Below are 21,565 nucleotides of genomic sequence, written 5' to 3'. Positions count from 1 at the left end.
GAATATATTCAAGACCTTTTTGGTTTATTTTGCTTAATTTGAGATTCAAATTTTATGTTAGAAAGTAAGGTTACTTCATGGCTAAAACATCAACAATGGACATGACAGTGGGAAATATCAGGAAAGAGATGATTCTTTTTGCTATTCCCCTTCTTGCCGGAAATGTCTTTCAGCAGCTATATAACACCATAGACAGCATTATTGTAGGACAGGTCGTAGGTCCGGATGGGCTTGGAGCTGTCACTAGTGTTGCGCCTGCAATTAACACACTTGTAGGCTTCTTTATGGGCTTTTCCGCAGGTTCCAGCGTTGTTATCAGCCATTTTTTTGGTGCCAAGAATATTCCTGGTCTTAGAAGAGCAGTTCATACCTCAGTGATATGTACCTTTATCCTGAGTCTTTTTCTTATGATAGTAGGCTTTTTCCTTACTCCTCCTCTTTTGGTATTTATGTCTACTCCTGAGTCTGTAATGCCTCTTGCTACACAATATCTTCAAATATATTTTCTGGGTATTACCGGTCTTATGATGTATAACATAGGCTCAGCTATATTACGTGCAGTAGGCGACTCTGTAAGGCCTCTTATTTTCCTGATCATTACATCTATACTAAATATATTCCTTGATCTTTTCTTTGTTATCAACCTTCATTTAGGCGTTGCTGGCGCTGCCTACGCAACTATCATTTCACAGTTTATATCTGCGATTCTAACTATCGCCGTACTCTTTTTTAACAAGGAATGTTATAACCTCAGATTAAAAGAAATGACTATAGATAAGTCTATTTTGTCTCAGATTATCACAATAGGAATGCCTGCCGGAATACAATCAGCTGTTATTTCATTCTCTAATCTATTTGTTCAAAGCTATATCAACAGATTTGGAGAAAGCAGTACTGCTGGTTGGGGAGCTTATGGCCGAATTGATGCCTTCGTTATGCTTCCTATGCAGAGTATTGCTCTTACAGCGACAACTTTTGTTGGACAAAATGCCGGAGCAGGCAATGTAGACAGAAAAAAAAGGAATACGCGAATCTCTTTTCCTTGCAGCTTTATGCACTCTGGCTCTTGTTATTCCTGAGTTTCTTGCTGCTCCCAAGATTGTATCCCTTTTCAATTCAGATCCTGAAGTCGTAAGATTTGGAACTATCTTTATCCGAATGAATTGTTTCTTTGATATCTTGTGCTGTAGTAATCAAACGCATGCTGGCGCTCTTAGAGGTGTTGGGGACGCAAAGGCGCCTATGTATATCATGTTGAGCTCTTTTGTAGTATTCAGGCAGATATATCTCTTTATCGTATCTCACCTGACCACGTCAATATATCCAATTTCCATTGCATACCCTATGGGCTGGCTTGTCTGCAGTATCATTATGCTGATCTACTTTAAGAATAGTGGTTGGGAGCGCAAGGTAAACGCTTCCTACCAGTAAATCAGATATCTGCCGACCTTCTTCTATTGTTCTTTCTGTAGTAATTTGCCTTATCTTCATACATTTTTGTGTCGGCAGCTTTCATGATAGTATCTACATCAGAAGAATTGGCTCCCCATTCATAGCCCACTGCTATAGATATTCCAGGAGCCTGTTCAAAATCCTGTATCAGGGCATCGCAGGCATCACAAAAATCCTTTTTTTCCATTTTTGGTACTATGACTACAAATTCATCGCCGCCTGCACGGTATACATAGTCTCTGTTAAATCTGCGTTTCATGATAATGCATATTTCTTTTAGCAGCTCGTCTCCTGCTTCATGGCCTTTTGTATCATTTAAAACCTTAAGTCCGTTTGCATCAGCATATAAAACGCCTACTGTAAAACTTCTCTTCTTGTACATCTTGATGGACATTTCCATTGCGCTTCGGTTCTTTATACCACACAACGCATCGTATACGCTTTTATTTTCAAGCTCCTCAATCAGTCTACGCCTGCTAAATTCAGAAGAAAGAAAATACGAAACTGTTTCCATCAGCTCTTTTATATCGATATTCTTAATCTTAACGAAATTACTGCACCCAAAATAGCCTATAAGCTTTCCGTCATCACGAATAGGTATTTCCACAATTGATCGTGTACTGTACTTAACAAGGTTGGAATATAATCTTGGATGGGAATCCTTTATACTTTCAACATTGTCAATGACCAGGCTGAATGCGCCAGGAAACTCTGCTTCCCAGTTCCAGAAATCTTGGCCCTCTATGTGTTGAAGTTTATCTTTAAACGATGGTATCCCATCGTTGCACCATTCGAAAGATTCCCTGTAAACGCCGTCATAAACATTCTCAATAATATAAATCTTATCTGCCCTAATAGCCTCTCCAACCTGCTTGATCAGCTGATTGATAGCCTCTTCATGAGGAAGACCACTATGAAGTATCTTGGTGCAGCTAATGATCAAATCGTCTGTATGCCACTCTCTATCTATAAATTCTGTGGTAAGATGCTCTTTTGTTACATCCTCTAGAATAATAGCGCATCTTCCTGTACAGGCACCCCTGTCCGCTACTATATTGAGCCATTTTTCTGCCGATTTTGAATAAAAGATCAATCTACCATTTACGCCCTTATACGCAGCATCATACATGACCTTTCTTACTTCTAAAAGATCCTTAGAAAAAGTACCAGATATATCCGTTCCGACTATTTCTCCTGAATCCACTCCCATCATCTTGGCGAGTCTATTACTGGCGTAAAGTACACTCATTTCTTTAATATCTTCGGGACTTTTAGCATCTATCTGAATTACAGCATATGCAAGTGGCAGATCATTAAACAGCCTTACATAATCGTTTTTTATCAGGATATGCTCTGTTTCTGTGTCCACATCCCTTACACATGACAAATATATATTATCAGCTGTTCCAGTGGGCTTCATAACGATATATGCTTTCCAAATATATAGTTCTTCGCTTATCCTTGTCCTAAAATAGGCCATAGAAAAAGATTTTCCTTCTTTCTCCAGGCGTTTAACTATCTGTTTAGGATCCGCATACTTCTTGTACTCAGCTATGTCATCCGGATGTATATATTCTCTTGAATAATCTTCTACATAATCTATAAAGCTCTTTTCCTCAGAATCGAGGATCATTCCATCACTTGTGTACAGCCTCTTTATCGTTAAACTACTTACATCCAGAAAATTAATATGATCATATAAAGAGCGCAATGTCTTAAGGGCATTCTCATGCTCTTTTTTTATCTTGATCGTATTAAATTCATATTCATGCGCATTCAACAATAGCTGCCTCCGCCTTCCTCATAAAACGGATCATTACGTATTATGTCTACGCTCGTGGGTCTTATAGTATTCCGCTTTACTTCCGTACATAGCCTCGTCTGCTTCTCTTACTATATTCTTTATGTTTTTAGAATCAGAAGACCAGATATATCCTATGGATACAGAAATAGCTTTTAGTTTGGTCTTTAGCTTGTGTACCATAGTCTCAAAAATGTCTTCATCAACTTCTGGCATGATTACGATAAACTCGTCGCCACCTATTCTGTAACAGTATTTCTTTTTAAATACCGATGCAAAAATATCAGCCGTATTTTTTAGAAGCTCATCACCCGCCTCATGCCCTTGCTCATCATTAACATTTTTTAGTCCATTTATATCTGAATAACACACACCAACAGTAGTTGACATGTCAACAAGAAGCATTAGAGTCTGGTTCAGAGCATGTCTGTTTCCAAGACCAGTTAAGCTGTCATGACTTCCCAAATATAAAAGGTCATCGGTAAGTGCCTTATTTCGCATCTCTGCAGCAATAAAAATAGCCACAGATTCCATTACATCAACAATGTTGACATCAAGTTCATTAGAATAATTATCTGCCACAAGATAACCAAGTTTCTCTTTTTTATCCATCAGAGTAACAACTATATATCTGTACAATGCGCCAGCCATAATATTGTTGTACATCTCTTCATTTTCTTCGATCAAAGTAGCTGTATCATTGATAACTACAATATTTTTGCCGTTTAGCTGCTTTTCCCAAAGAGCTTTTACATCGTATCTTTCAAAGGCTTTTTTATCAGGCAGATTAGAATTTCTTGCACTATTAAGCCATACATATACATCCTTGATAATACTGTCCTTGGTAGGAACAATATACACTCTGTCTGCTTCTATCGCTTGTCCTAGAAGTTTTAGAACCTTTTTTACGCCTTTACCAAACTCAGCTGACGAAACTGCTGTAGCACAGTCTATTACCAGCTGATTAGTATTTGAGGCAAGCGTAGTTGTTTCCTCTGATTTTTTAACTGCTGTTACATCGTGGATAATAAAAGCGCAGAATCCCTTCTGATAGACAGGGACCGCCCAGAATTCGAACCATTTATCAAAATTAGAATTATATGTCCTTGAAATGCTTGATTGACGCAATATAGCAGCCTGATAGCTGTATCCAACCCAATCTTCATCTCTATTAGTTACAGTACTATGATATGTGCAACCTATCAGCTCAGCTGCAGGTTTCCCTACGAGCTGGCCATACTTGTCATTTGCAAAAAGAAATAACATGTCCTTGACCGTTCCAAATGGATCCGTCAGAACCTTAAAAATACAGCATGCATCTGGAAGGTCCTTGAGCATAAAAAGAATATCGCTAGGACCAAACTCTACCATAGGTGAATATCCGATCTTACCATCATTGCTCATTGATTCCATAATCGTTTACCCCAATTAGGCTGACAACAGAAACTTACACAAAATATTTTATCACAAAAGCGTCGCAATATAAACAGAATTCAATTTATAATGTTGGCTCACCAAGGTAACTGGCGAGCTTATTCTTATTTAGGTTCTCTCCAATAACGATAAGTACAGGTTTCTCAGTAATAACCATTTTAGTTTTTATTTCATCACATGTGCTATTTATTTCATAGGTCGTTCCGTCCGTATCTTGGACCATTCCCTTTATTCTGTGCACATTTCCGCATTCAGAATCCTGAAATATCGTTGAAATAAGCTCTGATAATTCTTTTTTGTCCTTGGCATAATTAAAATAAAAAACAGTCTGGTACTGTGTTTCCTGATCAACGGGTATTTTCATGTGGCTTGTTCTATGATATCCTGCATTCCTTATCCGGCATAAGTCCTGCTTATCCAGATCAAATATTGCCTTTTTTATTATCTTTTTATCATCGATTACTTCCTTACAGCCAAACTCTGCCATAGCAGAATTTATTTCTTTTACTATCTTTTCTTTGTCCTGCTTTGTCGCTTCATCTGCTCTGCTCATGATAGTTACGCCAGCTACTGCTATCTCAGACATTAAGATATATCTTGATTCTCTAGATAATTCCTGATCCATTTTGGGATTTATGATAGCTATACAGTTGCCAATTTCATACCACCTATCCAATGGCTCCTCATATACAAGGTCAAAAAACTCATCCACATCATATATCCCTGAAGGCTCAATTATCACTCTGTCATACCCAAGCATACCCATAGATATAAGTTTTGTCTTTAGTCGCCTTTTGTGAGCCTCTTTTCCGTCGCCACCAACTACCATTTCAAGGCTGCATTTTTCACTTTCTAATTCCTTGAGCAAAACCATATCTACGTTTATGGCTCCAAAGTCATTTTCTATAATACAGATTTTTTCTCCCTCTGCTAAAAGATACTCCGCATATCTTTTTATAAATGTCGTCTTTCCAGAGCCCAAAAATCCTGTTATTAAGTCTAACTTGATCAATTTATCCACTCCCTGCTAAAAAATCGAAATTAGAGGCAAAATTTTAGCATTCTTCAAGTTCTTTTTTTAGGTCCAGGATAGATTTCCCTGTCCTCTTGGCAATGCCTGCTATATCATCATACTCAAGCTTAAATCTGGATACATTATAGCCTGAGGATACTTTTTTCCTTACTTCTCCATAAGGAGTGTCTATCTTCTGTATTTCTCTTGAAAGAACATATCTATTACAGATATTCTCACGTATTCCTAACGTTGTTGTATGTTTAAAAATAGTCTGTACTATCAGGTCTCTCTTATCCAGCTTGCACACACAATAAAGAAGTGTTCCAGGGCGGTTCTTTTTCATATCAGCTGCTATTGTATAAACCTCCAATGCTCCTGCTTCAAAAAGCATCTCCGTAGCAAAACCAATCTCTTCTGCTGTCATGTCATCTATGTTACATGCCAGCTCAATAACGTTTTCTATTTCGTCTGTAGTCTCTCCCAACACTGCTCTCATTACATTTGCCTGCGCGAAATCCTTGTTTCCTGCCCCATAACCTATTTTTTCAACTGCCATTAAAGGCTGAGGCTTAAATTCATCTGCAAAGTACTTGATCAAAGCAGCTCCTGTAGGAGTACAAAGCTCTGACCTTACATATTCACTTTCATAGCTTGGAATTCCCTTTAACAATGTGGCTGTGGCTGGCGCCGGAACAGGAAGCACACCATGTGCAGTCTTCACCATGCCACCTCCTACATTTATAGGAGAAACTATTATCTTCTCTGGTTCCAATTTGTGTATAAGATAACAAGACGCCGTAATATCTGCTATTGCATCCAAGTTTCCAACTTCATGGAAATGAATCTTATCTACTGGCACGCCATGGGCCTGACTCTCTGCTTCTGCAAGTAGCTCATAGATTTCTCTGACATCGCTTTTAATGTCTTTGGATACTGTCATAGCCTCAATTATGTCTTCTATGTCATAAAGAGTTCTGTGGATATGATCATGTTCATGAATATCATCATATTCATGTAATGTACCATTATCCTCATGGCCGTGATAATGATGGCCATTGTCATGTTCGTGACTGTGTTCATGATCATGATGCTCGTGGTCATCTAGCCCCTCATCGGAGGCAATGTATTCCGGAATCTCTTCCTGACCATTGATCAAGACTCTTAAATGCTTGCTCTTAATCCCACATTTTTCTGTGTCAGTAAGCTTAAATTCAACACCTTTTATACCAATTCCATTTAGCTCTGCCAGCACTTCTTCCTGTTCGTCTAACAGATCCAACAGGGCGGCACCTAGCATATCTCCAGCAACTCCCATTTTGCATTCGATGTATAAGGTCTTCATAATTACCTCCAAATAAACTGCCTTTAGCTTGCTAAAACACATATCGCATATATAACATATTGTTCTTATATTTGTTATATAACATATTTAATTTTCTTTTTATCTTCCAGCTCTCTACTAATTAGTCTTACACAATGACATTCCTTAAAACAACGCCTTTGCCCTCGATTATATGTGCTTTTCTTCCTCCACAAACAGGGCACAAATATTGGTTCTCTCTATTTGGCAGATACTCATTGCCACATTCCTCGCATAACGCCTTTACCGGTACTTCCAGGCATTCGAGTTCTGCATTTTCCAAAAGTGTTCCTTTTACTGCGTCTGGATAATACTTGTGCATGTAATAGGGCATTACCCCGCTTGTTTTTCCTATTTCTACAACTATTTTTTTGACTGAACGTGCCTTATTCTCTCTCGCCACATCTTCTGCCATGTTGACCATTTTGGCGATATAACTCATTTCATGCATTTATAAACCAACCTGCTTTGTAAAATTTAATTGTATTTTATCTCATTTCTAACTAACATCCTATTATTTTATTTTGATTTTATGCTATTTTAATTGATTATGAATATATTTCGCCCAATAATATTATTGTCGAAGTGTTTTCTTTACCAGAAGGAGTGCTTATGGCACATAATATTGAAAAAACCTGTATCGGATGCGGGCGTACATTTATAGCAAGAAATAGCAGCATGCCTTTTTGTTGCAAGGCATGCAAGCTTCGCTATTCGTATCACTATACTTTCCGCTGCAGAGAGTGCAGAAATGCCTCCTGCGAAGTTAGAAACAATTCTCTTCAGGGTTGTGCCAACGATTGCCCAAACCTAAAATGGAATCCTTAATTTCTTTTACTGTTCCCCAATCATGTGATTGATAAACTGTCTTGCACATCTACCTGAAATTCCTCCATGATTTAATTCCCACATGTCAGCCTCTTTGAGAAGCTCTTCGCTACTAATATTGAGGTTTTCTTTGTTTGCAAGCTCCGTTACGATATTGTAATATTCCTGTCTTGATGGCTTGTAATAGCCTATAGTTACGCCGAAACGATTCGCCAAAGAGAGTTTTTCTTCCATTGTATCAGATCTGTGGATATCTCCGTCCTGCTCTACATCTCGTCTATCTTTCCACGTCTCTTTTATCAAATGTCTTCTATTCGAAGTAGCATAAATTAGTATGTTATCAGGCTTTGTCTCTACGCCACCCTCTATTACTGCCTTTAGGAACTTATAATCTGATTCATCTTCTTCAAAAGACAGATCATCCATATAAATTATAAATTTATAATTTCTGTTCTTTATCTGTGAAATTAGCTGTGACAAAAGCCTGAACTGATATTTGTAAATCTCTATCATTCTAAGGCCGTCTTTATAAAACTCATTTACTATGGCCTTGATGCTGGTGGATTTACCAGTTCCACTGTCTCCAAACAAAAGAACATTGTTGGCTTTTTTACCTTCTACAAAAGCCTTTGTGTTAGCAATTAGCTTCTTTTTCTGAAGCTCATAGCCTATAAGATCATCTAAAACTACTGTATCCATGTTATTTATTGGATTAAATTCTACTCGTCCACCTTGGATTTCATGAATCCTGAATGCCTTATTTAGTCCAAAAGCGCCAACTCCTATTTCTTTGTAAAATCTGGTAATACAGTCAAAAAAAGCTTCCTCGTTTTGAGTCTTTTCCAACTCTTCGCTTAAACTTCTTACTTTTTCGCTCACGTTCCCATTGTACATAAGTTCTGGCTTATCAATAGCCTTGTAATTTGTTATGCACGAAAAGCAGTCCACATCAAGAGCTGCCTCAATCTCGCTAAAATCATAGTCAAACAGCTCTTTAAAGGCTTTAAAATCACTTTTAGCAAAGTGATTTACACTTCCATCCTTGCTTCCCACTTTTTCACATGTAAGGCTAAATGGATTCTCATCCATGATTAGTAAATATGTAAGATAATTGTGCCAAAGATTCTTATCAAATGCACAAGAAGTTCCAAGTATCAGAAGCCTTTTTATTTGCTTGTAAACCCTTGAAGTAAGATCTTCTTTGCTATAGCTGCCTGAATGCAGTTCCTTACACACTTTACTAAGTTGCATTAATATTGTGTCTTCTGGCATATCCCCATACATAAGCAGTTTAGAAACTATTTTTTCCATAACATATCCCCTTTTTCCAGTTTAAAAATACCCTATATCATAAATTAGCGATATATGTTATATAACATATATCGCTAATTTATTAGTTATCCAGTAGCTTTTTCTCTAACTCCTCAAAATTATCAATCTGATTTTGCTCATAGCTATTAAATGTATTCTTCTTAAAATACATTGGTTTGCTCTTTTGAGCATAATATTCATTCTTGATACATTCCTTCAAAAAAGCTATAGGAATATCAATCTGTTTCTCATAAGACAGCATGTAGTTATAAGCCTTAGTAATCTTTTCAAGATCATATTCTGCTGTCTCAGCAATCTCCCTGATCTCTTTAATCTTGAAATCATCATGTAAAAGATCAATAAGCTCATCCAAAACTTCATCCTTGTTGATAACCGGAAGTTTCTCCTTGCTCTTTACTCCTTCCTTCTGGTTTACAAAGAACCTTATTCCAGCGGTCTTACGTCCACGCTTAATTGGTTCGTAATCAACTTCAAGGCTAGTTTTCTTGTTAAGCTCATCCTTGGCCTTGCTAAGTACATTTCTATTGAAGATCTTAAATTCCTTGTACTTATTCTGGCCAGTTTTCTCAGCAAGTTCATCTATCTTATCATAATCAGGAAGATCCTTCTCAAGCTCGTTCTTGATTTCCTTGCTACCACCTGAATTTATAATTCCAAGCTCCAGCTTAAGCTCAGTCAGGTCATATTCAAAAGCCATTTCTCCATCTTCCTTAGAAATAGCCTTCTTGTAATCATATGCTGATTTGAGCATCTCATATAACCGCAGAGAATATACACTCTTTAGACTAAGCGTATCTGCAAGACTCAGCACAGTATAATTTTTCTGCAGATTGACAATTTTATCTGTTAATGAGTTGTTATATCTGAGTGTAAGTGTTCCATCCTTGAAAGAAGCGTCTGTTACTACCTGGTGCGCTTCAATCTTCCCATTTTCCTTGTCCTTCATAAGAAGATTCCAGTCAAAAATAGTTGCGCCCTTAATCTGTCTGTCACATAAAGCCTCTATATGCTCATATAAAGATCCAGACGTGGATTTAAACATCTTACGAAGCTCTGATCCATAAATAGTAGCTACAACATTATTTGTGTTGTCTACAGTAATATTCTGCATTCCTATAGCGAACAGCTTCTGGCTAAGCGCAGTGCCCTTACCCATAGCATTTATGAGCTCGTTCGATTTCTTATAGCTCTTACTGACTATAAGCTGCTCTCTTTTTTTATCTGCCATAATACCCCCATAATGTACAGATTCCTTTTTTGTACACCTTTGAAACTATAACGAATTCCCTTTCTATGCACCTTTCAGTTACATTGAGAATAAATAACATTCCCTTTTTGTTTACTTTTATATTTATTATATTCCCTTTTTTATCACTTGCAAGCTAATTTTGCCTATATTTTGCGTGTTTGTCAAATGTAATATACTAGAAATTGATGACCGCTATGGTCAATTTTTTCTATTCCCTTTTTGTGCACTTTTGGGATATTGTGCGCCCCTTTTGTTACCATTTGACTTCTTTGGTTTATCCATATCGGTCATTTTTAATCCCTTTTTAGTCACTTTTAATACCCTTTTTATTTCTTTTAAACCTAAAAAAATATTTTTTCCTGATTTTTTTGAGCATCTTATTTTTGTTCCCTTTTAGTACACTTTTGCATTCCCTTTTTAGTCACCACAAAAAGGACAAATCATTAAAACGCCCATAAATAAGGCATTTCTTGTTTTTTGCTCAGATATATTACTCAACTATATTAAAAGCATTTTTTTAATTCATTCCCTTTTTTGTCACCTTTTTATTATTTGATCTTTTCTTATACACTTATCCTTATTCTATTAAGTTTATTTACCTTTCTTTTTATTGTAGGTTTTTATCTTATTATCAGATACATATTATTAGATATTTTCAATGTTCCCTTTTTGGTCACCTATAATATTGGATGGTTATAAAAAAAGCCAGGAACCGTGCTTTTTCACGATTTCTGGCCATTACTATTACGATATGACTATATATAATATCCTTCTCTTTACTTATTCCCTTTTTGATCACCTTTTATTCCTAAAAGCATATCCTTTCATCCCCAAACACTTTACCAAATGCTATAATCCCGAATTCCCTTTTATTTCACTATCTATTCCCTTTCTATACACCTCTAGTTCCCTTTCCACACACTTTTAGAGCCCTTTTTAGTCACCTAATTATTCACAAAGCCAGTATTTATCAGCTTTTCATCTAAAATTAATTAATAACTAATTGTAGTTTAAAAATACAAAAAAAACACAAAAGCAGTTAACAGAAAAGATCAAATTTTATTATTTATCATTAAAAAAATATATTTATTAAGAAAGATTAGCAAATATGATAGATATTAACTTATATAAAATTATTATCCCTGGAAATATAGATAAAGTGAATAGATCTTTAGAATTATTTCTTGATACTTTTCATTTGTGATAATTAGCTAGATATTTTCATGCAAATATTTAACATTTTAACTATAATATCGTATGTTATATAAAATACAATTATATTCTAGTGTTATACAAACGTACGATATAAATAATTAATATCTGATTTAACAAGACTAAAATTTATAAAATCTCCCTGTAGTAACTAAATATTTCTTATTGTCTTTTTATTCTTTTATTATTTTTCATCTTATGCTTTTGTTCCACAAGAATATTATTATAATTATCATTTTAACTAATAATGTAATTTATTTTAATAAATTATTGACTAATTTACTCAATATTTTCCATCCAAATATTTATATTTCTAAATAATAGCATTAATTATCAAATCAAAAATTAATATCAATGATAATTAAGCATATTTTCTACATATTTGTGGACATACTAATCTTTATAAAATTAATGGCATTTCAAAAAAATACAATATTTCTAGCAACCATTAATTATTTTATTAGCAATTTCTTTTCTTGCACATATTATTCCCAGTATTTATGAGGTTTTATAACTTGCATTATGAAATATTCAATATTGCATCTTTATGATTCGGAATTTTATAGATTTTTTAGAAATCTTAAATTCTTTTTTTATTCTTTTGCTTCGCATATCTTTACATTAGCAGTCACAATATTGCGTTATATCGAATTTTGATTAAAATCGCTACATAACTTGATGAAAATTAATCATTTTATTGATTTTTTTATTATCCAGGATTTCTATTGTCCTTGGCCTGATTGCTGGTTTTAATTATCTTCTAATTGAGACACTTTTCTGATCATTAGACAATATAATGCTTATAAAATATATTGAATATTTATCATATATTATTTATATGCTATATTTTCTATGTATATAATATATTTCATATTTATCTAATAACTCACACATATATTATAACAAATATATGCGATATAATCAATATTTATTATATGAATAGTATCTATTATATAGTATATATTGATTATCTATATCTAATATAAGATATTGACTATACAGTACATATATCAGATATATAACCGATATACATATATATAATCTAGAACAAATATATCAAATATAATGAGTAGATATAAGATATAAGATATATAATATAAATATAGTAAATATAGAATAATAATACAATATATAACAAATATATCACACATAACAATAATATAGATTATGCACATGATATGCAATATATATGATATATATCAAAAATAAGATATAGAATGAATCAAAACAGAACCAGTATTCGATATATAATATATAAGATATTTAAGAGATATTACATATAGTGAAAATTCATTAGTAACTATTTGCTTGAAAATAATTTATAAAAATAGATATGCTATATATGTTATATATTTGTGCAAAGGAATTCATATAGAGACATCGTATATATATATAACATATTTATCAAAACGTATTCTTAATCTTGATTATCCAGACTGGTATTGTACAGCATAAGTAGAAGATCAAATTATGAATAATAATAATGGATCTAACAATTACTATATATGTTATATATCAACCATAAAAAATAACTTGCTACAATTAGAAATAAAATTTATAAATAAATTATATGTTATATATAACTGTAATATATATTCCCAACAACAATTTTAAATCACGAAAATGATATATTCGATATAGACGGTATATATGATATATCATTTATCTTTATTGAGATTGATATATAAAATATAATGTAAATAAGATATATAACAAACTAAAAAATGTAACGTCCGAAATAATAGATATATTTTATATTCCATATTCATGATATATAACATTAGCAAAATTATAGATAGCTTGTAGAAGATATATAATATATATAAATATGGCATAAAAGAGAATACATAATTATATAAGAAATATAAGATAAAATAGATATATAAAATATAAGATATATAAGATATATAAAATAATATTGGAAATAAAAAGCATAATATAGATATAAGTTATATAACAAATAGAAAATAGATAATGAATATAATAGATGTATAATATATGTATTTAATGCATTATATTTATAATATTCATTATTGAATCTAGATATGTAATAGAATATAATATCAAAGGATAAGTAAAAAAATAATGATATAGGATATATTTAGGAGGAGTTATGCGTATTATTGCGTTCAGCAACCAAAAAGGGGGCGTGGCTAAGACTACATCTAGCTATGCAATGGCCGTAGGCCTGTCTAAAAGGGGTTATAAGGTTCTTGTAGTGGATGCTGATCCACAGGAGAATCTGTCTATGTCAGCTGGAATAAATTTAAATGAGATTGATCCAGATCCGGAGGATATTGAGCAGCTTACTGAAGAGCAGCAGGAATATTTCTATGAAAATGTACCAGCTAAATTATTTGAGGTAATGGCCAAGAAAAAGGACATTAATAAGGCAATAATACCTATTGCAGAGAATCTTGATCTTATTGTAGGTGGAATAGATCTGGCATCTGCAGATATGACATTTTCCGGGTTAGGAAGAGAGAGACTGATTAAAGAGGCTTTTGCAGGTATTGAGAAGGACTATGATTTCTGTGTCTTTGACTGCAGCCCTGCTCTTGGTGTCGTGCTGATGAATATACTTACAGTTGCAGATGAAGTAATTATTCCTTTGGAGCCAGGTGCTTATTCATTGCAGGGATTATCAAGACTATATAAGTTTATTGATCAAATACATGATTATACTAATGATAAGCTCAAGGTAGATGGAATTCTAGTAACCAAGGTGAGAAATACAGCAAATGCTAAGATTTGGATTGGAGATATAGAGGAGAAGGCCGAACTTCTTAATACAAAGGTATATAAATCCAAGATCAGACTTAATGTTTCTGTAGAGGAAGCACAGACTATGAAGATGGACCTGTTTGAATATGCAGGTGGTTCTTCTGCTGCAAGAGATTACGATGATTTTATTGATGAATTCTTAGAGGAGGATAAGTGATGGCTAGTAAGGCAAGTATGTTAAAAAACGGTGCAAATAAGGCATCTAGTGGATTATTTGCAGGAATGACACGCCTTAGTGAAGAACAGGACAATAAGAAACAAGAAGCCAAGAAGACAGAAGAAAAAAAGTCAGCAGCTGAGACAAAAAAGGTTACAAAACCTGTAGAAGAAAAGGTTGAGGAAGAAGTAGTTGTTGAGCCTGTTATTTTGCAGGAAGTAGAACCTGAAGTCGAAGAGAAGGCAGCAATTTCAGAGCCTGAACCTCAACAGCCAGTTTATAGTGAACCAGTAGCACCTCAAGCATATCAGGCACCAGTCCAGGATCAGATGCAGGCACAAGTTCCCTTGCAGAATCCCGTGAATCAGATTCCTGTAACACAATATCAGCAGCCTTCAGCACAGGCTCCTGTATATAATCAACCTGTAGCTAACTATCAGCAGCCTGTTATGATGCAGCCAAGCCCGGTTCAAGCATACACAGAGCCTAAGAGAACTGAGCCTCAGACAAGGCAGGAGAAGAGTAGATACGAGAAAGAGAAATTTCTTTTACTTGATATCAGAGGATATAGAGACTATGTTGAGCACATGGCTAAGGCATCTAATATGTCAGCAACCAAATATATTAGAAGCCTGATTGACCAGGATATGAAGAGAAATATGGATATCTACATGGCTCACAAGCAGCTTGAAGAGACTTTAAAGGGTAGAAGATAATTCAGCGCATAAGACATAGCTTACATAATATATTTGTGAATAAAAAAGCTCCTGAACGAGAGTTCAGGAGCTTTTAAAAAATCTAAAATTATTTCTTCTTGCCGTTTACAGCATCCTTAAGAGCCTTACCAGCTTTGAACTTAGGAACTGTAGCTGCAGGAATCTTGATAGCTGCGCCAGTCTGAGGATTCTTACCTGTTCTAGCTGCTCTCTTAGCAGTCTCAAATGTACCAAATCCTACAAGCTGAACTTTGCCTTTCTTCTTAAGCTCTTTAGAAACAGCTTCTGTGAAAGCCTTAACAGCCTTCTCTGAATCCTTCTTAGAAAGACCAGTTTCCTTTGCGATAGCATCAACAAGTTCTGTCTTATTCATGGATAATACCTCCCTCAAAATGAGAATTTTTAACTACAAATAAAATTCTACACCCATTTTATGCGCCTTACAAGACATTTGATGCGAAAAAGTGCCAAAAATTGTAATGTTTTTTAGTGCACTATTCTGAAAAACCGCAAATAACAAGACTCTTTTGTAAAATTACATCGTAGATACAGTTGTTGTATATAGTTTCTTAAAATAGAAACTTGAAAGACACAAGGAGGCAATTTCTGCAATAGGGAATGCCCACCAAACATTGGCCAGAACGCCGGTTTGAGCAAGTAACCATGCTGCAGGAATGAGAACTACAAGCTGTCTTCCAACTGAAACAATAAGAGAGTAAAAACTCTTGGAAAAAGCCTGGAAAATAGAGCCCATGGCGATACAAAAGCCAGCAAGAGGGAATGATAAGCTTATGATCCTAAGAGCAGGTCTTCCAATCGCTATCATCTCATCAGAAGCTTCAAAGAATGATAGAAGAGTATCCGGGATTGATAAAAAGCATATTGTACCAATGATCATTATGGAAACGGCCAGTGTCATAGCGAACTTTAAAGCTTCTTTTATCCTGTCTTTATTGCGTGCACCATAATTGTAAGCAAGAACAGGAATAAGACCATTATTAAGGCCAAATACAGGCATAAAGAAGAAACTCTGAAGCTTGAAATAAACTCCAAATACAGCTACAGCAGTTGAACTAAATGCACCGAGAATAAGGTTCATAAGGAAAGTCATAACAGAGCCAATGGACATCATAAGGATAGATGGAACTCCTACATAATAGATGTCTTTGATTATCCTGGCATTTGGAGAAAAAATCTTTTTGAAGCTTAAATGTATCTCATTGTTGAATTTAAGGTTACAGAAAAGACCGATAGATGCACCTACAACCTGTCCGAAAATTGTTGCATAGGCAGCACCAGCTACACCAAGCTCTGGAAAAGGTCCAATTCCAAAGATAAGGAGAGGATCAAAAATTATGTTGATAACTGCGCCTGTAGCCTGAGAAATCATGCTAAAAAAAGTCTTTCCAGTAGACTGAAGAAGTCTTTCAAAGGTAATCTGGAAAAATACACCAAATGAAAGAAAACATATTATTGAAAGATACTGAATTCCATATTCCCTAATAATAGGATTAGTCTCCTGAGCTGAAATGAAAGGGACAGTTACAAAAAGGCCAATAAAAAGAAAAACAATATAGTTAAATACTGTTAATAAAAGTCCTGTATTTGCAGCACTATCAGCGTTATGGAAGTTCTTTTCACCAAGAGATCTGGACAAAAGAGCGTTAATTCCGACACCTGTTCCAGAACCGAGAGCAATCATGAAGTTCTGCATTGGGAAAGCAAGGGTAACAGCAGAAAGAGCACTCTCGCTGATCCTTGAGACGAAGATACTATCTACTACATTGTACAATGCCTGAACCAGCATAGAGATCATCATGGGCAGAGACATAGAAATGATCAGTTGTTTCACGGGCATAATGCCCATTTTGTTTTCTTTGTTCATACTTATTCCTTTACACATAAAATTGACAATACGAAGAAAAAGTATAGCATGATACAACGGTCAATTCTAGAAGCAGAATAGCCTATAATAAAATTCTAGCACGGAATGTTGTTGTTAAAAAAGAATAATATGATTATAATCTTTTGTGTTGTAAAGGAGAGAAAATATGGGAATGTACTTGTTAAAACCTGCATGTAAGGACTATTTGTGGGGAGGACATAAATTAGTAGACGAATATAACGTGGAATATGATGGCGATGTATGTGCAGAGGCATGGGTTATGTCGTGCCATAAAGATGGAAACTCAATAATAACTAACGGTATTGAAAGGGGACAGACATTATCTGCAGTAGTTGCTAGAAAAGGAAGAGAAATATTAGGAAAAAACTGCGAAAAATATAAAGATTTTCCTATACTAATAAAGTTTATAGACGCTAAAAAGCCTCTTTCAATCCAGGTCCATCCAGATGATGAATATGCTCTTAGTCACGAGAATCAGTATGGAAAAACTGAAATGTGGTACGTATTAGAAGCGGAGGAAGGTGCATATTTATATCACGGCTTTGAAAAAGAAATATCAAAAGAGGAATTTGAGAGAAGAATCAAGGAAAATACATTAACTGAAGTTCTTCACAAGGAATATGTAAAGCGTGGAGATGTGATCTTTATAACTCCTGGCACACTTCATTCCATAGGAGCAGGGCTTCTCATTGCAGAAATACAGCAGAGCTCAAATGTTACCTACAGAATATATGATTTTGGAAGAGTAGGAGCCGATGGTAAACCAAGACAGCTCCATATTCAGCAGTCATTAGATGTTACAAAGATTGAAAAACCTATGAAATACAAGTCAACAGATGAGCACATGGTAAATTGTGATTTCTTTTGTGTAGACAGGATAAAGGCCAATGAAAAGCCCTATGAAGATATTGTTGATGACAGTTCTTTTGTCAGCCTTCTTGTAATTGATGGAGAGGGCAAAATCAGCGCTGAGGGAGAAAATCTAGAGGTTAAAAAAGGAGACTCTGTTTTTATAACTGCTGGAGCAGGCAAGTATAGCATTGAAGGAAACGTAGAAGTCATAAAAACAATAGTGCCATAACATAAAATTTAAGGCCAAATTTCGATTTTTAAAAGAATAAAAGTAAACTATAACAGAAAAATAAAAGAGCCAGAAAAGACATATAAATATCTTTTTTGGCTCTTTTCTATGTCACAGGTAAAAGAAATTACAAGGACTTAAATCTTTGGGTTGTTTCGCTAAGCTGCTCAGTAATTTCGTTGTTTTTATCAATTGCTTGCGAAATTTTCTTGATACCACTGACAATTTCTGTTGAGTTCTCTGCAGAAGAAGTAATAGCTGTGCTGCTCTCACGAATGGAGTCAGTGATCATTTGCACAGACTGAACCATTTCTTGCATGATGGAATTAAGGTGTTCTGCTTTATCATCAAATTCATGAAGCATATCATCCATGATATCAGCGGTATGTTCATATTTTTCGCCTGTAGTAACGAATTCGTCGTAATCACCCAGAACGGTTCCATTAATATAGTCAAGGGCTGTCTGAGCATTTTGGGCAAGTTTATTAACTGCTTCTGTTACTTCGTTACTGATAACCTGGATATTTCCAGCAGTTTGTCTGGAATTATCTGCCAGAGCACTGATCTCTGATGCAACGACAGCAAAGCCTTTGCCAGCTTCTCCGGCTCTTGCGGCCTCAATAGATGCGTTAAGAGCAAGGAGGTTAGTCTGAGAAGCAATTTCAAGAATAACGTTAGTGAGTTCTCCAATCTGGCTGACTTTTTCGGAATCTTGTACAGATTTGGAAAGAACATCCGAAAGCTGAGAAACCTGGTCTACAGCGTCGGACTTTTTCTGATTTACTCTTTCCTTGAGTTCCTGTGCCTCCTGCTTGATAGAAACAGCAGTATCAGTGCCGGACAAAGCCTGATCAGTAATAGCCTGAGCAGCAGATCGAACATCATCAACCCTGTCATTGATTGAAGAAACAGTACCAGAGAGGGTTTCCATATTTGCAGAGAGCTCTTCAAGAGCTGCAGAAGTGTTTGTAACATTGTCATCTGCAAGCCTTAGCTGTGAGGAAACCTCTTCGGAAGCACTAGTAAGGACTATGGATCCATTTTTGACATCTTTCATGATGCCCTGAAGAGTTTCAATAAAGTGATTGATACCAGTTGTAATATATAAAAGTTCAGACTTAGTCCGGGTGTTCACCCTGGTGGTAAGATCTCCGTTTCCTTCCTCAATGTTAGTAATCATGCCATTAACTTCATCACTAATAGATCTGATCTTGCGGACAATGTTTTTATAGCAGATAAGGAAATTAACTATAATGAGAAATAAAATAACAATTGTTCCTATTAAGGCAGTGTAATTTCCTGATTGTAATAGGGCGTTCATCTGAAGAGTTGTAGCAGCTGCTGAGTTTGAAATTGCATTATCCAGAGTTTTTGTGGAGTGGAATATAGCAATTTTCTGGATCTCAGCTTTATCAAATAATATTGTATAGGCACTGGTCTGATCACCAGCGTCGCATTTTGCAATAGCTGAATCGGTAAGACTTATCATTCGCTCATATTGAGCTGAGATTTCTGCTAGCTGTTGATGGACCTTTTCATCATCGTAGGATGCAAAATCTGCATTAAGAGTTTCTATATCATCCTTGATGGTGCTTTTTGCGATTTCAATCTGTGGCAAGAGAGCTTCCTGAGTCTCTTTAGCGCCAGCAGAGATATATCCCGTTGTCTGGTCATATAGTGACATTACATCGCTTTTTAAAGCAGCTTCATGTGTAGTAAGATCCATCATATGATCAAACAGGGAAATACTATTGTTTGTAGAAGTTTTCATGGACTGAATGACCAGCGCCATTACTACGGTAAAAGCTACAAGCATTAATAGATTAAGGGCGGATAGCTGAAAAACAATAGAATCTTTTGTGCTTATCTTGATTTTTTTCTTTTCGTTCACGATGCTACCTCCTCCTTATAATTTCTGATACCACTCTGTGGTGATCTTCTGTACCTCTTTTACAAATCCATCCACATCTACTTCTCCGGTGGCAAGTTTATGGAATGCAAAGGCGATACCCTTCTGTCCGAGGTTTTCTGGCATATCCATCCAATGCCAACTGGAAGTCTTTCCAGCAGAAATGTACTGGGAAATAACAGGTGCAAAGGGGTCAGATGCCACATATTTACTATCTTTAAATGGGCTGATAAATCCTGCCTTTTCTACGAGAATCTGCTGGGCTGAGTCTTCGGAGCACCACTGAAGAAATGCTTTTGCTTCTTCTGCATTTCCTTCTTTTGGTACAGCCCACCAGGATGGAGCACTTGTAAGAATAGTATCCATGCCGTCCTGGAAGGCATATGGAACCATGCCCACTTCAAAATTCCCTGCAGCAGCGTATTCACTGGCAGCATCACCTGTCAGAGTAGCGCCAATCCAGGAACCCTGAGTGATGAATGCATATTTGCCAGATGCAAAGTTAAGGACCTGATTGTTGTAAGTTCCTTCTGCAACAAGATCAGGGTCAGAATACTGGATAAAAAGATCCATCATCTTGGCAAAATCTGTAAAACGCTCAGTATCAAGTTTTCCTCCATCTTTTAAAAGATCTATGTAGGTTGTGTCAGTTCTGGAAAGACCAGAATCTATGTAGGCTCCAAAAATGTGATTACCACTGGACCAACCAAGGTTTTCTAGCTCAGCGCAGTAGCCAACAACAGCTTTTAACCCTAGCTGTTCCTTTTTGGCATCTACAGCTTCTATGGCAGCCTTTAAGGACGAAGGTCCGGTGATTGATGCTGGGTCAATACCGCATTTGCTGAGAATATCAGCATTATAAGCTAGCCCGATAGCCTCTGTGGTGTATGGAAAGCCAAGAGTTCCGTAGGTATTATCAACGTATGCAGCATCTGTGCGGCTTACCCAGTCCTGATCACTCATATCTTCAAGCAGCCCTTCCCAGTTTCCAAATCCGGAAGATTCACAGGCTATGATGTCTGGCATCTGATCTGACAAGTAGTAGCCTTTTAAAGTGGCCTGCGCATCAACACCCGCTGGAAGAACTATTACCTCAACAGTTATTCCAGTCTCCTGCTGATATTTTTTGGCCAGTTCATTTATCTGATCATTGACCTCACTTTTAATATTCAGAAGACGTAGAGTTCCAGTGAATGGAACTTCCGTGGGTACTTCTTCTGTTTCTGCCTTTTGTCCGCAACCGCTTAAGATTGTACACAAAAAGAGCATTGTACAGATTAGATAACTACATAGTTTTTTCATGGCAGCATCCTTTCCAAAGTAAAAAAG

General features: G+C 35.7%; 15 protein-coding genes and 1 pseudogene. 5 read left to right on the top strand and 11 right to left on the bottom strand.

Features of this window, described 5'->3' with window-relative positions; translation table 11 throughout:
* Positions 1-77: 77 nt before the first annotated feature.
* Both BLO53_RS03250 and BLO53_RS19570 read left to right on the top strand, forming a co-directional pair.
* Positions 78-1,218, top strand: a pseudogene (locus BLO53_RS03250) (MATE family efflux transporter); the annotation flags it as partial.
* Between the two features lie 24 nt (positions 1,219-1,242).
* Positions 1,243-1,431 (top strand): hypothetical protein, encoded by a 189-nt coding sequence (locus BLO53_RS19570; RefSeq protein WP_242875281.1) that lies wholly within the window; start codon positions 1,243-1,245, stop codon positions 1,429-1,431.
* A 1-nt stretch (position 1,432) separates the two neighbouring features.
* Here the strand turns inward: BLO53_RS19570 and BLO53_RS03245 are convergent, their stop codons facing one another.
* The 7 genes from BLO53_RS03245 to BLO53_RS03210 form a co-directional block, all read right to left on the bottom strand.
* Entirely contained in the window at positions 1,433-3,232 is a 1,800-nt protein-coding gene (locus tag BLO53_RS03245) for a sensor domain-containing diguanylate cyclase (RefSeq protein ID WP_092059084.1), read from the bottom strand.
* Between the two features lie 36 nt (positions 3,233-3,268).
* The gene (locus tag BLO53_RS03240; protein ID WP_242875280.1) at positions 3,269-4,666 is read right to left on the bottom strand and encodes a GGDEF domain-containing protein; all 1,398 of its coding nucleotides are present in this window, start codon (positions 4,664-4,666) and stop codon (positions 3,269-3,271) included.
* 85 nt (positions 4,667-4,751) lie between these two features.
* Positions 4,752-5,699, bottom strand: a complete 948-nt coding sequence (locus BLO53_RS03235) for a GTP-binding protein (protein WP_176757141.1) — start codon at positions 5,697-5,699, stop codon at positions 4,752-4,754.
* A gap of 43 nt (positions 5,700-5,742) precedes the next feature.
* A complete protein-coding gene (larC, locus tag BLO53_RS03230; protein WP_092059082.1) occupies positions 5,743-7,044 on the bottom strand; it encodes a nickel pincer cofactor biosynthesis protein LarC in 1,302 nt (433 codons plus the stop codon).
* A 127-nt stretch (positions 7,045-7,171) separates the two neighbouring features.
* Positions 7,172-7,504, bottom strand: coding sequence for a hydrogenase maturation nickel metallochaperone HypA/HybF (locus BLO53_RS03225; RefSeq protein WP_092059126.1), 333 nt, complete (start codon positions 7,502-7,504; stop codon positions 7,172-7,174).
* A gap of 392 nt (positions 7,505-7,896) precedes the next feature.
* Positions 7,897-9,201 carry an ATP-binding protein gene (locus BLO53_RS03215; RefSeq protein ID WP_092059081.1) on the bottom strand — a complete coding sequence of 435 codons (1,305 nt, stop codon included), beginning with the start codon at positions 9,199-9,201 and terminating at the stop codon, positions 7,897-7,899.
* Between the two features lie 82 nt (positions 9,202-9,283).
* Positions 9,284-10,450 (bottom strand): replication initiation protein, encoded by a 1,167-nt coding sequence (locus BLO53_RS03210; protein ID WP_026489673.1) that lies wholly within the window; start codon positions 10,448-10,450, stop codon positions 9,284-9,286.
* 3,346 nt (positions 10,451-13,796) lie between these two features.
* Here BLO53_RS03210 and BLO53_RS03205 point away from each other — a divergent pair.
* A complete protein-coding gene (locus BLO53_RS03205) occupies positions 13,797-14,624 on the top strand; it encodes a ParA family protein (RefSeq protein WP_092059080.1) in 828 nt (275 codons plus the stop codon).
* Positions 14,624-15,340 (top strand): hypothetical protein, encoded by a 717-nt coding sequence (locus BLO53_RS03200; RefSeq protein ID WP_092059079.1) that lies wholly within the window; start codon positions 14,624-14,626, stop codon positions 15,338-15,340. The genes BLO53_RS03205 and BLO53_RS03200 overlap by 1 nt, the downstream gene beginning before the upstream one ends.
* A gap of 88 nt (positions 15,341-15,428) precedes the next feature.
* Here BLO53_RS03200 and BLO53_RS03195 read toward each other — a convergent pair whose 3' ends face one another.
* Both BLO53_RS03195 and BLO53_RS03190 read right to left on the bottom strand, forming a co-directional pair.
* Complete coding sequence (locus BLO53_RS03195) at positions 15,429-15,713, bottom strand: HU family DNA-binding protein (protein WP_013282588.1); 285 nt, start codon at positions 15,711-15,713, stop codon at positions 15,429-15,431.
* Positions 15,714-15,875: 162 nt separating this feature from the next.
* Entirely contained in the window at positions 15,876-17,225 is a 1,350-nt protein-coding gene (locus BLO53_RS03190) for an MATE family efflux transporter (protein WP_092059078.1), read from the bottom strand.
* 166 nt (positions 17,226-17,391) lie between these two features.
* Between BLO53_RS03190 and BLO53_RS03185 the strand changes: the two genes are divergently transcribed.
* A complete protein-coding gene (locus BLO53_RS03185) occupies positions 17,392-18,327 on the top strand; it encodes a type I phosphomannose isomerase catalytic subunit (protein ID WP_092059077.1) in 936 nt (311 codons plus the stop codon).
* Between the two features lie 127 nt (positions 18,328-18,454).
* Here the strand turns inward: BLO53_RS03185 and BLO53_RS03180 are convergent, their stop codons facing one another.
* A complete protein-coding gene (locus BLO53_RS03180) occupies positions 18,455-20,218 on the bottom strand; it encodes a methyl-accepting chemotaxis protein (protein ID WP_092059076.1) in 1,764 nt (587 codons plus the stop codon).
* 15 nt (positions 20,219-20,233) lie between these two features.
* Positions 20,234-21,538, bottom strand: a complete 1,305-nt coding sequence (locus BLO53_RS03175) for an ABC transporter substrate-binding protein (RefSeq protein ID WP_092059075.1) — start codon at positions 21,536-21,538, stop codon at positions 20,234-20,236.
* Positions 21,539-21,565 lie beyond the last annotated feature (27 nt).

This window comes from Butyrivibrio sp. INlla14, assembly GCF_900102515.1.
In the GTDB taxonomy this organism is placed as follows: Bacteria; Bacillota; Clostridia; order Lachnospirales; family Lachnospiraceae; genus Butyrivibrio.
Note: the sequence above shows the minus strand (reverse complement) of the source record. Positions and strands in the feature narration are given on the sequence as shown.

Coding starts and splice junctions, on each gene's coding strand:
- BLO53_RS03185 (WP_092059077.1), top strand. CDS start 17,392: ATGGGAATGTACTTGTTAAAACCTGCATGTAAGGACTATTTGTGGGGA.
- BLO53_RS03240 (WP_242875280.1), bottom strand. CDS start 4,666: ATGGAATCAATGAGCAATGATGGTAAGATCGGATATTCACCTATGGTA.
- BLO53_RS03195 (WP_013282588.1), bottom strand. CDS start 15,713: ATGAATAAGACAGAACTTGTTGATGCTATCGCAAAGGAAACTGGTCTT.
- BLO53_RS03175 (WP_092059075.1), bottom strand. CDS start 21,538: ATGAAAAAACTATGTAGTTATCTAATCTGTACAATGCTCTTTTTGTGT.
- BLO53_RS03190 (WP_092059078.1), bottom strand. CDS start 17,225: ATGAACAAAGAAAACAAAATGGGCATTATGCCCGTGAAACAACTGATC.
- BLO53_RS19570 (WP_242875281.1), top strand. CDS start 1,243: ATGTATATCATGTTGAGCTCTTTTGTAGTATTCAGGCAGATATATCTC.
- larC (WP_092059082.1), bottom strand. CDS start 7,044: ATGAAGACCTTATACATCGAATGCAAAATGGGAGTTGCTGGAGATATG.
- BLO53_RS03215 (WP_092059081.1), bottom strand. CDS start 9,201: ATGGAAAAAATAGTTTCTAAACTGCTTATGTATGGGGATATGCCAGAA.
- BLO53_RS03205 (WP_092059080.1), top strand. CDS start 13,797: ATGCGTATTATTGCGTTCAGCAACCAAAAAGGGGGCGTGGCTAAGACT.
- BLO53_RS03210 (WP_026489673.1), bottom strand. CDS start 10,450: ATGGCAGATAAAAAAAGAGAGCAGCTTATAGTCAGTAAGAGCTATAAG.
- BLO53_RS03225 (WP_092059126.1), bottom strand. CDS start 7,504: ATGAGTTATATCGCCAAAATGGTCAACATGGCAGAAGATGTGGCGAGA.
- BLO53_RS03200 (WP_092059079.1), top strand. CDS start 14,624: ATGGCTAGTAAGGCAAGTATGTTAAAAAACGGTGCAAATAAGGCATCT.